The organism is Alteromonas naphthalenivorans, from assembly GCF_000213655.1.
In the GTDB taxonomy this organism is placed as follows: domain Bacteria; phylum Pseudomonadota; class Gammaproteobacteria; order Enterobacterales; family Alteromonadaceae; genus Alteromonas; species Alteromonas naphthalenivorans.
Genome location: NC_015554.1, coordinates 2,511,999 through 2,527,055, shown reverse-complemented (window position 1 = coordinate 2,527,055; position 15,057 = coordinate 2,511,999). Strand labels below are relative to the sequence as shown.

The window sequence follows — 15,057 nt, the reverse complement described above, 5'->3', positions numbered from 1 at the left end:
AGGTATTGCCTTATAAGCCCATGTAGGGATGAAGAAGACTACATGCGCAGAACTCTTGAATCTGTAATTAATCAAACCCGAATCCCTGATTTGTGGGTTATCGTAGATGATGGCTCGAGCGACTCGACTCCGCAAATTTTAGAAGAGTATGCTAACAAAGTTGATTTCATCAAAATCATCAGGAGAGAAGATCGTGGTGAAAGGAAAGTCGGCCCTGGGGTTATAGACGCATTTTATACCGGCTATGACACTATTAACCCTGATGAGTTTGAATTTGTATGTAAATTCGATCTCGACTTAGATTTACCCCCTCAATATTTTGAAATAATGATAAACCGTATGAATGGTAACCCGCAAATTGGGACCTGTAGCGGTAAGGCTTATTTTCCAGGTACTGATAATAAAAATAAAACTTTTGACGGTACGTTAATTTCAGAAGGCTGCGGCAGTGAAATGTCGGTGGGTATGATCAAGTTTTATAGAACTGAATGCTTTAAAGAGATTGGCGGATTTGTTCGTGAAGTAATGTGGGACGGTATCGATTGCCACACTTGCCGTATGCATGGTTGGGTAGCATGTTCATGGGATGAGCCCGAAATACGTTTTATTCATTTACGGGCAATGGGTTCTAGTCACAAAAGTATATTAACAGGCAGAATGCGACATGGTTTTGGCCAGTGGTTTATGGGAACAAGTCTATTGTATATGACTGTTAGCGCAGTATTTCGTATGACTAAGCGGCCCTTTGTGATTGGTGGTTTGGCTATGTGGTGGGGTTATGTTTCTAGTATGCTTAAAGATAAAAAGCGCTACGATAACCCTGCATTTCGAAAGCATTTAAGAAGCTTTCAATATAGTGCTTTAGTGAAGGGGAAAAGTGATGCCGCAAGAGCATCTACTTCGCCGACACAATCCAAACAACCAAGTTAAATAAATTTCAATATAAAAACATAGTTTATCAAATAGAGAGCTAATTTCTCTATTTGGTAAAAACTATGATTCGGTTTTAAGATGAAACGGACTGACGTTTTGAACCGTTTTAAATATAAAAATAAAAAGTAAGTAGATTATCAAATGGATCATTGTAAACCCCCAATAATAGAGTTCGATGACGTTACAATCGATGCTGCAGCCAACAAAATTACATCTATGGCTGAAAGCGAAAAGTTCGATATCGTTATTACACCTAATGTCGATCACCTCTCTCGGCTAATTGGCAATAGAAATCCACATCTTCATTCTATTTATCGAGAAGCATCTTTAACGCTTTGCGATAGTAAAATTGTTGAGAAGTTGATGCGCTTTAAGGGAAAACTGATAAAGAATGTTATTCCCGGAAGCACTCTTACTGAGCACCTTTTCAATAATGGTCATCTAAACGAAAAACGCGTTTGCATCATCGGTTCAGATGAAGAAGATATTGATAAATTAAGGTTTCTATTCCCGCGTGTTGATATTCTTCACATCAACCCTAGTATGGGATTTATAAATAGACCAGCTGAAGTAGATGACATTATTCAGGAAGTTGAAGAAGAACAACCCGAGTTTATCTTTTTAGCCGTGGGTTCTCCTAGACAAGAAGTTTTGGCGAGCAAAATAAAGTCGCGTTATAACCGAGGTGTCGGGCTTTGTGTAGGGGCTTCGATACTATTCTTGGTTGGTAAAGAGAAGCGTGCACCAGAGATTTTTCAAGTACTTCACTTAGAGTGGATGTATAGAGCCCTCCAGCGTCCTAGAACGCTTATGATGCGTTACGCTAGGAACTTCTTAGCACTAATGGCTATTTATTCAGAGCTCTGAAATTGTCATTTTTTAGTAGTAATGACTGAGGAGCCTTACGGTGAAGTTTAGGTCTGATATTAATGGGCTGCGTGCAATAGCAGTTGTCGCGGTGGTTCTATTCCACTTCTTCCCTAACTTACTTCCTGGTGGATTTGCAGGTGTAGATGTATTCTTCATCATTTCTGGCTATTTAATGACGGCAATTATCTTCACAGGCCTAGAAGCAAAAACATTCAGTTTATCGAAATTTTACCTTTCCAGAGCAAATAGAATTATTCCTCCTTTGGCTGTGTTATGTATAGCGTTAGCGGTATGGGGTTACTATTTTCTGCCTATTTACGATTATAGGATTGTTGGCCGGGATATATTGGGGGCGATTACTTTCACCAGCAGTATTATCTTCAGCCTTAAACAAGACTATTTTGAAGGCAAAACTAACTTTCTTTTGCATACATGGTCACTTTCGACCGAGTGGCAGTTCTATATTATCTATCCAATAATATTGGTGATGCTGTCTCGACTAGTCCATCTAGAGAAGCTTAAATACGTTCTAATTGTTTGCTTCATTTTAAGTTTGCTTACTAGCATATTTGGAACGCAGTTTTATCCCACAGCATCTTATTACATGTTACCCACTAGGGCATGGGAAATGATAATAGGTGGCCTTGCGTTTCTGTATCCGTTAAACCTTTCAATTAAGCAAAGTAAAATTACAGAAGTTACTGGTATTGCAATTATAGTTGCGGGGTATTTGTTCATAACCGAACATACTCCTTGGCCAGGTTACATGGCCTTACTTCCGGTAATAGGCACTTATTTGGTTATTATTTCCAACAGAGAGGCTAGCTTTATTACAGCAAATAAAGTCAGTCAGTACTTAGGAAAGTGGTCATATTCAATTTATTTGTGGCACTGGCCAATAGCGGTAGGTTTCAGCTATTACTATACAAATAAGAACTATCTTTTTGTCGGTGTTTTAGCTTCTGTAGTACTAGGTTTTTTAAGTTATCGCTATATAGAAAGTATACGAATAACTACTAAGAAGACTCCTACAAAGCTTTTTGCATATTCAGTTTTTGTTTTGGCCTTTTCCAGCGTAGGTTTTTATATTTATCAGACTAATGGCTTGGCGTCTAAAGAAGACCTAACAGCAAACAGCCTAATCTATGGTGGAATGGATGATAATTACAAGAATGAAGAGGGCGTTTCGCTTTTAAATACTGATAAAGAATACGACTATATTTTAATTGGAGATAGCAAGGCTGGTCATCTCGTTCGAGGAATTTTACGTTCTGAAGTTCCTGTAAAGCTAAGTTGGTATTCTGACTGCTTGTCTTTGCCGCATGTTTATACATATTCTAATTCTTATGGAAGCCACTGGATTGAGTCATGCAAAAACAACTATAAAGTGGCAGTTGATGGAAAAAGTGATGTAATTATTTCTCAGCGTTGGGTTCGCGCAAATAGCAGAAACCCCCTTTTTTGTAATAACGTTTCGTGTGCACTTACAGGCGATTACATCAAAGATCTGAAGCTACATTTGTCAGCGTTGATTGACGCAATCGGTAGTAATCGAAAGATATATATTCTGGGAGAATTAGCCCGCCCTATAAACGGTGAGATTGAGCGTTGTGCTAGAACTAATCAACTACTCAAACTAAGCGTTGAGTGTCGTGACAAAGGTAAAGCAGTTCATGGGGCTAAAGGTATTAACCTCGTACTGAAAGAGTTAGCCAGTGAATACCGAGGAGCATACTTTATAGACCCAGCAGATGCATTTTGCTCTCAAGATAAATGTAGGTTTTCAATTAATAATAAGTCAGTCTATCAACCAGATTTAGGGCATTTAACTGGTTATGGCTCAGAAGTCTTATGGCATTTTGTATTACAACAAATATATGGAAATACGAGCCCCAGACAAGACATCACCATAAGTGGAACCGCCCACTAGCACCAACTGTTAACACTCCATAATTAACAATATTTAAATAGTAGCTTTACAGGGAAGCGATATGAACAATATAAAAAAACTTCGGATTCTAGTTATCGCTGAAGCTGCAAACCCAGAATGGACTAGCGTACCTCTTTTGGGGTGGTCGTTCACTAACGCATTATCTCAGCATTTTGATGTTCATCTCGCAACCCAGCAAAGAAACAAATCCGCTATTGAAAGATTTGGTTGGAACGAAGGTGCAGAGTTCACTTCAATTGATACCGAAGCTATTAATAAGCCTTTTTACCAATTGGGTAAATTACTTCGTGGGGGGACGTCACTAGGCTGGACGATTGCCACGGCCGTTGCCAGTTTTACTTACCCTTATTTCGAATATTTATGCTGGAAAAAATTTAAAGGTGAGTTGTTAAAGGGAAATTACGATATTGTTCATCGCATTACACCCGTAAGCCCTACTGCACCAAGTTATTTAGCAAAAAAACTTAAAAAAATCGGGGTTCCATTTGTTGTTGGTCCTCTTAATGGTGGGGTGGCGTGGCCAGACGAATTCGATGAGCTAAGAAAGAAGGAAAAAGAGTGGCTTACTAAGGTTCGTAATTTCTATAAATTTTTGCCCGGGTATACTGCATTAAGAAGAGATGCTTCCGCAATAATATGCGGCTCGATTGCGACACAGAATGAAATGCCTAGTTCAGCAGCAGGAAAGCTTTTTTACCTCCCTGAAAATGGTATTGATACCGAGCGTTTCTCAAAGGTTAGCTCTTCAGGTTTTAACTATCCCATCAAAGCAGTTTTCATTGGGCGATTGGTGCCATACAAGGGCGCTGATATGGCCATTCAAGCGATGAAAGGTTTATTGCAACAAGGAAAAATGACTTACGATATATATGGAAACGGACCTGAAGAAGAAAACTTAAAATCCTTAGTAAAAAGGGAAGGTCTTGAACAATACGTCACGGTTCATGGGTTTGTTCCTCATGAACTTCTACAAAGTAAATTGTTAGAGAGTGACATATTAGTTTTTCCCAGTATTAGAGAGTTTGGGGGTGGGGTTGTTTTAGAGGCGATGGCTACTGGAATTGTGCCTGTAGTAGTAGACTACGCGGGTCCAACTGAATTAGTAAATGAAAGTAGCGGGTATAAGGTTGCTATTAGCGACAGAACTCAATTGATTAGAAACCTTGAGAATACATTGGAAGAGATTGCATCTAATCCAGAGCGTTTAGCATTAAAAAGAGCGGAGTGCCTAAGAAGAATTCAGCAGCATTATACTTGGCAGGCTAAAGTAGACCAAATCAATGAAGTTTATATGTGGACATTAGGTCAAGGGCTAAAACCTAAATTCACTACCAATAGTTTTTCATAGCTATTGCAACAAAAGCGCTGAAAGCTAGCATCACCAACTCTATTTATATACTCCATCGCGTTGGAATAGAATAATAGTAGGAAACTTATATGACTTCTTCGCGGAAGCACGTGTTTATTGAACCTGTTAATTCACTTGCGTATGTTGATGCGCTTTTTAAAAGCTTGAATGAAGGATTAACAGTCGAACAAATAGCCAAGCATAACGGAAAACATGACGTGATTGCCATTAATCAGTCTTATGGTTGGTATGAGGGAACAGCTTACGTACCTCAAAGTTCATTATCCACAGCACAAATTCTATACACATCTGGGACTACAGGTGAACCTAAAGCCGTCCATATTGCTCATGAGTCATTAAAAAATACTGCAGAAAGGCTAGTTGAAGTCATGGAGATGACTTCAGAGATCAAAGAATATGTAGGTATCCCAGTCAATTACTCTTTCGGGTTTGGCAGATGTAGAGCCATTTCCCTCGTTGACGGAAAGTTTTATGTGCCTGAAAAATTCGATCCGTTAGAAATAGTTAGAATGTTAGAAGCTGACGAAATCAATGCGATCTCTGCTGTTCCAAGCTTGTGGCGTGTCTTGTTGTCGTTTAGTGACCTGATCACCCAAGAGTTAGCTAAAAAAGTATACTGGATAGAAATTGGTAGTCAGTATATGGCTGCAGAAGAGAAACTGAAGCTGGCTGAACTTTTCCCTAACGCTAAGATTGTTCAGCACTACGGACTAACCGAAGCATCCCGAACTACTTTTCTTAAAATCCACGAGAAAAAAGCATTAGACTCTGTCGGTAAAACATACTTTGACGACGTAAGCGTTAAGATTTCTGAAAATGGTCGTATAGCTATCAAGGGGCCGCACGTCACTAGTAAAATTTGCTCTGATAAAGATTACCTGTTCGGTAAGGAGAGTTGGTTTGAAACTACTGATTTAGGCGAAATAGATAATGGCTATGTCTATTTCAAAGGGAGGGATGATGACGTTATCAATTGTGGCGGAATTAAGCTTTCCCCAGATACGCTGGATTTAGCGCTATCCCAAAAAGTTGGTGTTGATACTTCAGATTTCACAGTGTTTAAATATTCAGATGAGCTAAGAGGTGAACTGCCAGCAATCGCTATTTCGCGTAGAGCGCTAGAAAGAAAAAATGAATTGATTAATGCACTCAACGATGAGTTGGTAGAAAAGAAACTAAATATAAAATCACTGATAAAAGTGCTGATGGTAGATGAACTACCAAGAACCGCTACTAACAAGGTTAAGCGCAAAGAACTCTATTTTAGCGACATAGAAGGTGAGAGTGTATTAAATGAAGAGTCTGTTAGTGACGAAAACTTTGAAGAATTACTTGTAAAAGCATTAAAGGTTGTTCTTAAAGTCAATGAAGTAGGCCCTGATGACTCAATTAAATCTTTAGGCGGGGATTCACTTTCGACACTAATGCTGTTGGTAAAGCTTGAGAAAATGGGCTTACCCAATGATGAAATCATGTGGTTGGTTGATGGATTGACTTTGAAAGAGGTTATTCAAAGAAAAGAGCAGAAAAAAACACTAATAGAAGACAGTGACGATAATAGTTATGTTGAAAACAAACATGCCTTTTTCACAACGCCTGAAAACTTATCACTATATTTAATTCGCGGGATTTTTGTTCTCATAAATATAATAGCACACTGGAGTACGGGCTTGTTTGAACGTATGCCACTATTTCTTCACGGACTAGATAGACATTTTGCTGTAGTTTTTAATTCTGGCACTACGGGATTCGCGCTAATGTTCGGTCTTACTTACGGTGCAAGCTTAGTCAAAAACAAACTGAATGACATTAAAACGTTAAAATCTACGTCAATAAAAAATATGAATATTCTATTGGCAGGTATATTTTTACTAGCAACTTTAAGGTTGATAAGCAATACATTAGCGGGAGGTCAGTTCTCAGCAATGACGGTTACAAATTCCGTATATTCAGTTTTATATTTTTATTTTTTTGCTGTGCTAACATTTCCGTTTATTATACTTTTTCTAAGTCGCTATACAAATTTTGCTACAAGTATTGTTACAACAGCGCTTACTTTTTGGCTATTATCTCTATATATATCAAATTTAGATATTGAGGCGTCTGAAAATTCTTTAATACAGTTAGTCATACTTTTATTTACTGCAAAGTATGACTATTTAGGAATGTCTGCAATTGCGCTAATCGGAGCTTTGGCTGGATATTATCTTAGGTGGAGTGCTATCTCAAACAAGCAAATGTTGTACAAATTTCAAGCTGGCATTATGTTGTGTATCGCTGCGATATACATCGGAATTTCTAGCGGCGAAATAGATATGTGGACGAACTGGCCTACATCTAAACTTTACATGTCTTTGGTATTTCTCTTTGTTAGTGTAATTGTAGTGTTAGATGCGATTTTTGTGTTCTTGCTACAGAGTAATATAAAATCAAGAGTTTTAATAGTCTCGTTCAGGTTGCTGGCTTCAGTCGGGTTGCTAGCGTTTCCGCTCTTTGTTTTGCACGAATTAGTTCTTCCAAGTGTGTCTATACTTAGTAGTTTAGGTTTCGAAAGTATAAGACTTTTGCCATTTATTATCTTTTCACTATTATTCTTTGTTTTGATAAGAAGAGTGTATAAAGTAATATGAATTAATATTACGGAACCTAAAATTCCAATTTAAGCTATCGGTGGGTCATGCTTTTCTATTCTAACAATAAAAAAGAAGCAGTGTTGTAATGCAAGATTATCTAAACATAGGCTTAATAGCGCTATGGCCACTTTTATGTTGTATTTTTTTTCTTAAGTTCGATACCCTCACTGCTACATTTATAGCAATTGTCGGAGGAATGTTATTACTCCCTGTCGGAGTAGAAATAGACTTTCCATTAATCCCCGCTATAGATAAGTATGTTGCGTCGTATATAGGTTCCATAGTTGGTATCGTATTGATTAAGAAAAATACGTTTTATTGGCTTGGGCAAAAAGGAACTGTGCGGTGGATAATAGTAGCTATTGTTTCGATATCGTTTATAAATTTTATTTTTAACACTAATCCACTTTATAATGGCGTTTGGAAAGCTGGGCTAACGATCCATGAGGCAATTTCTAGTAGTATCGCGACTTACTTGGCCTTGCTACCGTTAATTATCGGAATTAATATTGTAAAGTCGGAAGCCGATTTAATTAAAATTTATAAGTTGTTAGTCGTCGCACTACTGCTTTACTTGCCTTTTGTATTGTTCGAAATTAGGTTCAGCCCTCAATTACATAAACTAATTTATGGTTTCTCGCCTCATGAGTTCAAACAGCAAATCCGTGATGATGGTTTCAGGGCGGTTGTTTTTCTAGGCCACGGACTGTTAACTGCTAATATTTACTTGTGTGGTTTCTTTTCTCTGATTACCTTAACGAAAATGAAACAGTACTTCATATCTAAAATCATAAATTACCAACTTATCTTTGTGTTTTTTGTATCTCTTATATTGCTCAAGTCGGCTACGGCTATAGTATTAGCGCTGGTGGGGTTGGTCGTTTTTTATACTAATTTTAGTACTGTTAGGAATTTTTTATTAAGGGCGATAGTAGTCTTTGCATGTATTTATCCATTAGTAGTTTACACATCAATTCTACCGCTGGATTGGTTATATGCAAATTTACAGGGTATATTCGCAATAGAAAGATTAGACTCTCTGTATTTTAGGTTTTATAACGAAAGTTTATTACTCGAATATTTGGGAGATTATTTTCTAATAGGTTATGGCGGGTCGGGAAGGGCGATATTAGCAGGATTAATACCCGATGGGACGTGGGTGGTTTGGACGTTGCGTTACGGTTTTATTTTCTGGGTTCTCAATGTTGTACTCTATTCTGTATATGTATTTCAAAAAGCAGATTCTTGCTACAAAAGAAACGCGATGCAAATTTTTTCTGTTATGCCAATGATTATCCTCTTAGATCAGATTCCTAATTCATCATGGAGTATGCCCTTTATTTGGCTGGTCTCCGGGGGTCTCATTTCACTAAGTACATATTACAATAAGGCGCAAACCTAACCTTTTCGAGATAGAAAAATTAAGGTTTCTTGCTAATTTCATATATGTATGAAACCTAAGTTAGGGGTAGCCGGTAGATATTATCGATACAGTTATATATTTCACTTTTTGCATGCTAATTTTCAATTTTTATAATGTAAACCTGTGTATGTCCATGAGGTAATTCATCGATTTTAAGCTTAGAGTTTCTAATTGAAGTTAATTTTTTGTCCATCAAAAATTGGGAATTAACGGTTTTCGCATTGCTCGTTCGATAGTCGCCAGTCATATACCACTTCTCAATTAATTCCGTTTTTTCATACGGAATTCTAATAGTAATATCACTGTAGTTTTCAGGGCCTGATTGCGTTTTTTCACTGAATCTGGAAATGACTACGATGGTCAGTATTTTGTTATTCAAAAATGGATAAATGTCGAGCATGGGCATGTTATCTAAAGCCTTCCTTCTTGCAATTGCAGGCACATCGCGAGTTGGTATATTTTCAGATTTTGTCTTAAGTAAGTCTCCTAGACCTTCACCATTATTATTTAAAAGTGTTAACCATTGCCATGTCGGGTAAGGGTGACCGCCCAAATACCATTTTGCATGAGAACTCCAGTAGTCACCCCTTTGAAATAAGAACAAATTCTGAGTAATATAACCTGCTCGTGTAAGAGTTAAAAATGTATCTACAGTTGCAGTCCCAGCCGCGACACTCTTCATTACTTGTTCTTGTTCTTCGTATAGGGCTTTACTAACTTTGGCGTTGTTTAGTCCATTTCTAGCGTAACCGGGGCCGGCTTCATATGTTCCGACGCTCAAATGAGTTCCTCGCTGCTCCGCTATTTGAGTAGCTTTAGTAATATGCTTAACCGCCCTTGAAGAAGCAGTTTGCGCTGCAAAACTCAGTAACGATGAATACCCCTCGGGTGTATCGGTTACCACACCTTCACCTTGATCCCAGCCGCCATTATATTCTGCTATGGTTAATAGTGGAGTTAACGGTGTTTTAGATGCCGCTTCCTGGCCATACGATTTTATGTTCCAACCCCCTAAGACAGGTTCTAGTTTATTCTGTAATCGATCCCAATACGGGCTTTCGCGAAATATAGATAATACATAGCGTTGATAAAGCCCATATGTATCACCTGAAGAGTAATGCTCATTTGTAACACCGTCTTTCATTATAGGAAACGTCCATGGGGAAAACAGTCTGTTCCACGTTTCGTTACCAATCTCAAACCTTATGTTATTAAATACATCGGTGTACGGTAATTTTTGGCCCGAGTAGTACCTCTTCGCAGCCCAAGGTTTTTCATTTTGACTGCTTGTACTCGGTGTATATGGTGCTGCTATAAACTCAATTAGTCCTAACCATTCATCTTTCGTAAAGTGTGGTTCAATTTGAAGCCATGGTTTAATTCCCACATCCATAAATGCTGAAAGTGTCTGGGGCAAAGTATTGCCGTGAGTTGATGAAGTAACGCCGGCTGGATTGGTAAGTTGCGTTAAGTCATAGGTCTTTTGAAAAGTTTTTACAAAACCGTGAGTTCGTAAATAACTCATGCCCGATTTTTTCAAAGAAGTTTTGTCATCAGGAAGCAACCCTAAATAAGGGGCGTCTTTTTGGTAGATTCTTAAATTATCTATATTTATCTTACCGTCGCCACTTATTAATAAATCTATTCTTCTAGTTTTACTATCTTCGTATAATTCAGGTACAGTAAAATCAAAACTATGTAGTTTCCATTGCTTAGTCAACTCAAGATTAGTATGTTCATTTTGACGACGTGCAATAACTTTTAACTTTCCAGTACCTCGAAGCCAAACTTCAAATGTATAGGTTTTCGCAGGGTCTAAAACATCATACCAACTTTGTGATGTACCCGAATGATTGTACCTCCCTACACTCAATAGATTAGGGGGGGTGATCGCAGCAGATAGAAACGTCTCACCGCCGTCTATAACTTTAGTATTTGGGGCAGGGTGAGATCGTGAATATTTATTGACCAGTTGGCGGAAACTAAACGATCAGTTTGACGATCCGGTTTAGTCGTGATCTTATACTCTCTTTTTGGGGAGTAAAACCATGTATATCGAAGCCTTCACCACCCACTTTGGGGAATTATCTGACACGCGTCAATCAGCAAAAGTGACCTATCCACTTGAGGATATTTTGTTTATCACCTTGTGTGGTGTCGTCGCTGGAGCCGAAGGGTGGAGCGATATCCGGGACTATGCCGACGGTCATATTGGCTGGTTCCAACAACATGGTTACTTGCGCGATGGCGTCCCCGTTGATGACACTATTGCCCGTACCATTTCGCGTATCGACCCAGAGCAGTTTAGAGTTTGCTTTATCAACTGGATGCAGGCTGTACATGAAAGCACCGAAGGACAATTGATTGCGATTGACGGTAAAACGCTGCGAAGCTCCTACCAGCGCGGTGACCGCCAATCAACGATACACATGGTCAACGCGTTTGCCTGCACCAATAAAGTCGTTTTAGGTCAGGTTAAAACCTCAGAGAAGTCGAACGAAATTACAGCGATCCCTGAGCTTATTCAGTTACTTGATGTTCAGGACACCTTGGTATCAATTGATGCTATGGGCTGCCAGACCAGCATCGCAGAGCAAATAGTCGAGCAAGGTGGTGATTACCTGTTCACACTCAAAAGCAATCAGGGCAAGCTCTGTAAAGCAGTCGAGGATGCGTTTACTGAGACACGGGAAGCACCACTTGGTGGCTTAACCTTCGAGCAAAAGCGGGGTCGCATAGAAGCCCGGACATACCATGTGTTAAGTGCTGATGACGTGAGCAAAGCGTTCCCGCAATGGCCTGAGTTAAAGACGCTTGGCATGAGCATGAGCTTCCGCCAACAACAAGGCAAAGCACCTGAACTGACATATCGCTACCATATCAGCTCCGCACCATTAAGTGAGAAGCAACTAGCCGAAGCAGTACGTTCTCACTGGGCTGTAGAGAACAGCTTGCATTGGGTACTGGATGTCAGCATGGGTGAAGACGACTGCCAGATACACCAGAATCACGGTGCCGAAAACTGGTCGATGCTACGCCATTTAGCGCTAAACATGTTGCGGGCAGAGTCATCAAAAGGCAGCATACCCGCCAAGCAAAAACGGGCTTGGATGAAAGCCAGCTATCTGGAAGCTGTGCTAACTGCGGGTTTTAGTGGCATGATTAATTAGTGAGCACTCATGCGGTTGCCCTGGTATTTGGGGGGTGCTTAACTAATTCCCATTGTGCACTATTCTCGTCATTGCTGAGACTACCTAACATGGGCTGTGAGAATTTACCTGCAACCCCCTTAGCTTTCCAAACACGATTGGTTAATAGGTATTCTCTTTTTGGAGAGTATAACTTGTGCCTAAGGATAATTAGATCTCCCTCTTTAATAGGAGGACCCGTTTCATTCAATTTTAGTGAATATCCACGATGGTGTTCTGGATGCTTATCCGAACGGTAGATGATGTAGCCTATTGCGTCTTTCACTGAATTCCAACTAATGGCTAAGGAATTGTCTATGTTTTTTGCAATATGTAAGTTTGTAGGCGCATGAATAGGTGATAGTTTCTCGTGTAGGTTTACTTTTGTTAAACCTGTTTTACTGTTTTGATTCTGTGAGGCTATAGGTGGGACTAAAGCTATAAAATTAGAGAATTTTGATAATTGATAATTTTTATCGACAGCCCTGACCGCATAATAATATTCTGTTTGTGGCTTACTCCAACCAGGTATTGAAATATTAAATGTGTTTTTGTTAGCTGGCACTGCTAATCCAGAAAACTGTGGTTGCCAGCCAGATGCCCTATGTCCATCGATGGCAACTTTCGAATTTCGAATGGATTTAAATTCACCATTCTCTATTCTTAATACCTCAACTGATGCTCCATTAAAGGCACCTTCGTTCCATGAATCATAATGGCTTAATGCCTTTCTGTGTATATAAACGGTATTAGGAGAGTCATTTGTTGCAGTAAACATGCTGCGAAAAATAATAGGCTCAAACCCTCCGCCTTCACTAAGCTTAACTCCGTTGCCAAAGGCAGGTAGGGTCGTTGTGAAAGATTCCACATTCGATTGTTTGATATCGTCGAGAATAGAAAAGCTGGGTTGAGCACCTTTGGTAGCGGATGAAGTTACTATAACGATGAAGATTACAATGACTATAAATATAGAGTAGTTCACTTGTCACGACCCCTGAAAATTTCAGCTAAAAGAAACTGACTAGCGTCTAGCGCAGTAGCATTGTATAAGTTTGACGTAAGTCGATAAAAAACTCTGGAAAATAATGTTTAAATAACTTTTTTGCTACTTTCCAAGTTAAAGTTATGTCGAGTGATTTTTCAAAATGTAACTTATAAATGGAATGGCTCTTGGCCTAAGTATCCTTGATGAAGCGATGTATACAAACTAATGTGTTCATAGTTAAATATGGTGTCAGCTACAAAATACGTAAACAATTTAAGATGGAGTTGTGTGAGCGCAAATAGCATCCTAAGGCTAGTTAAGCAGCGTTACAAGTATAGACATTGTCCTGCAAGCTTTTTTAGTATTAAATAATACTTCGGAATTGCTGTAGAAACGTTAAAATGTAACCACTTAAAATTCATACGTTCGCTTTGACTAAACGATAGATTAACCTGTGGTCAAGTAAACTTGTATATATAAATATCAAACAAAAACCAAATAGAAGCCTTACATACGGGCAGTTGAGTCCCTATATCAACCTATTCTTTCTAGTAATTCAGATGATGCGCGGTATAGAATAGAGACCATAAAATATAAACTATTTACCTCTTAGGATAAAACGTTACCAACAGCATTTTAGGTGTAACTGTAATTTTAAATGGTAGCAAAAAGGAATTTTTAATGTTGAAGGATGACTGCAAATATATTGCAGCAATTATTATTAATTACGGTACTGCAGACTTGACTGTAAAGGCAGTTGAATCTGTTCTTTTGATGAAAAGTAACAATATACGCATCAAGGTTTTTGTTGTAGATAATTGCTCTCCCAAAGATGATGTTAATATATTGAATCGAGCTCATTCTAGCTATGGATGGGGTGAAGAAGTAGAAGTATTGCCCGAAAAAATAAATAGTGGTTTCGGTTCTGGCAACAATGTTGTGTTGGAGCGCCTGAAGGTTTCTACAGAAAAGCCAGAATTCGTTTTCTTCCTTAACCCTGACGCATACCTTCAAAACGATGTTGTTAGCATTCTCGCGAGTAGACTACAAACTGATCCTAATTCAGCAGCCGCAGGGGCTTTAGTTTTAAGAGAAGGTACTAATCAACCTGTTGTATCCTCATTCCGTTTTCCAACTTTTATCAGTGAGTCTGTTTCAGCATTGGGGGTTGGGCCTATTCATCGATTGTTTAAGCATAAAACAGTAGCTATTCAGCCTTCTGAAAAAGCTTACTGTACCGATTGGGTTACTGGGGCAGCCTTCATGGTGAAATTTTCAGTGTTAGAAGACGTCGGTTTTTTTGATCCCAGTTTTTTCTTATATTATGAAGAAACCGAATTAATGCATAGGATTAGGGCAAAAGGCTATAACGTATGGTTTCACCCCAAAGCGAAAGTAATTCATGCGGCTGGAGCAGCGACAGGTATGAAAGATGGGAAACATGAAGAGAACCGAAAACCAATATATATTTATGATAGTTGGAGAATATATTTCGTAAAAACTCATGGTATATGGACGGCACGCTTTATAGCTGTTTCGAACTACGTATTGTCATTATTCAATCTACTCCTTACCAAAGTAACGTCAAAGAAGCCTAGTTTACCAACTAATTATACCAACGATTTTTGGCATTATTCTTTGAAGCCTCTTTTTACTCGTGATCCAACGGCAAGGCATTTCCCTGCAGTAAAAGAGAACAAATAAA

10 protein-coding genes are annotated in these 15,057 nt (G+C 38.8%); 8 read left to right on the top strand and 2 right to left on the bottom strand.

Translation table 11 applies throughout. The features are described 5' to 3' along the window. Window positions 1-42 precede the first annotated feature (42 nt). From AMBT_RS11055 to AMBT_RS11030, 6 genes are all read left to right on the top strand, one after another. On the top strand, window positions 43-930 hold the full coding sequence (locus AMBT_RS11055) for a glycosyltransferase family 2 protein (protein WP_013784712.1): 888 nt from the start codon (window positions 43-45) through the stop codon (window positions 928-930). A 144-nt stretch (window positions 931-1,074) separates the two neighbouring features. Beyond that, window positions 1,075-1,800: a WecB/TagA/CpsF family glycosyltransferase gene (locus AMBT_RS11050; protein ID WP_013784711.1), complete on the top strand. Its 726-nt coding sequence runs from the start codon at window positions 1,075-1,077 to the stop codon at window positions 1,798-1,800. Window positions 1,801-1,840: 40 nt separating this feature from the next. Then, window positions 1,841-3,733, top strand: coding sequence for an acyltransferase family protein (locus AMBT_RS11045; RefSeq protein WP_013784710.1), 1,893 nt, complete (start codon window positions 1,841-1,843; stop codon window positions 3,731-3,733). Window positions 3,734-3,794: 61 nt separating this feature from the next. Further along, window positions 3,795-5,102 (top strand): glycosyltransferase family 4 protein, encoded by a 1,308-nt coding sequence (locus AMBT_RS11040; RefSeq protein ID WP_013784709.1) that lies wholly within the window; start codon window positions 3,795-3,797, stop codon window positions 5,100-5,102. A gap of 110 nt (window positions 5,103-5,212) precedes the next feature. Next, window positions 5,213-7,753, top strand: a complete 2,541-nt coding sequence (locus AMBT_RS11035) for an AMP-binding protein (RefSeq protein WP_158306771.1) — start codon at window positions 5,213-5,215, stop codon at window positions 7,751-7,753. 88 nt (window positions 7,754-7,841) lie between these two features. Next, entirely contained in the window at window positions 7,842-9,158 is a 1,317-nt protein-coding gene (locus AMBT_RS11030) for a hypothetical protein (RefSeq protein WP_013784707.1), read from the top strand. Window positions 9,159-9,273: 115 nt separating this feature from the next. On the opposite strand, the gene AMBT_RS11025 is transcribed toward AMBT_RS11030, so the two are convergent. Then, window positions 9,274-11,052 carry a hypothetical protein gene (locus AMBT_RS11025; RefSeq protein WP_013784706.1) on the bottom strand — a complete coding sequence of 593 codons (1,779 nt, stop codon included), beginning with the start codon at window positions 11,050-11,052 and terminating at the stop codon, window positions 9,274-9,276. Between the two features lie 175 nt (window positions 11,053-11,227). Between AMBT_RS11025 and AMBT_RS11020 the strand changes: the two genes are divergently transcribed. Further along, complete coding sequence (locus AMBT_RS11020; protein ID WP_013782999.1) at window positions 11,228-12,349, top strand: ISAs1 family transposase; 1,122 nt, start codon at window positions 11,228-11,230, stop codon at window positions 12,347-12,349. 7 nt (window positions 12,350-12,356) lie between these two features. Here the strand turns inward: AMBT_RS11020 and AMBT_RS11015 are convergent, their stop codons facing one another. Next, window positions 12,357-13,349: a hypothetical protein gene (locus AMBT_RS11015; protein ID WP_013784705.1), complete on the bottom strand. Its 993-nt coding sequence runs from the start codon at window positions 13,347-13,349 to the stop codon at window positions 12,357-12,359. 684 nt (window positions 13,350-14,033) lie between these two features. On the opposite strand from AMBT_RS11015, the gene AMBT_RS11010 reads away from it, so the two are divergent. Then, window positions 14,034-15,056, top strand: coding sequence for a glycosyltransferase (locus AMBT_RS11010; RefSeq protein WP_013784704.1), 1,023 nt, complete (start codon window positions 14,034-14,036; stop codon window positions 15,054-15,056). Window position 15,057: the final 1 nt, after the last annotated feature.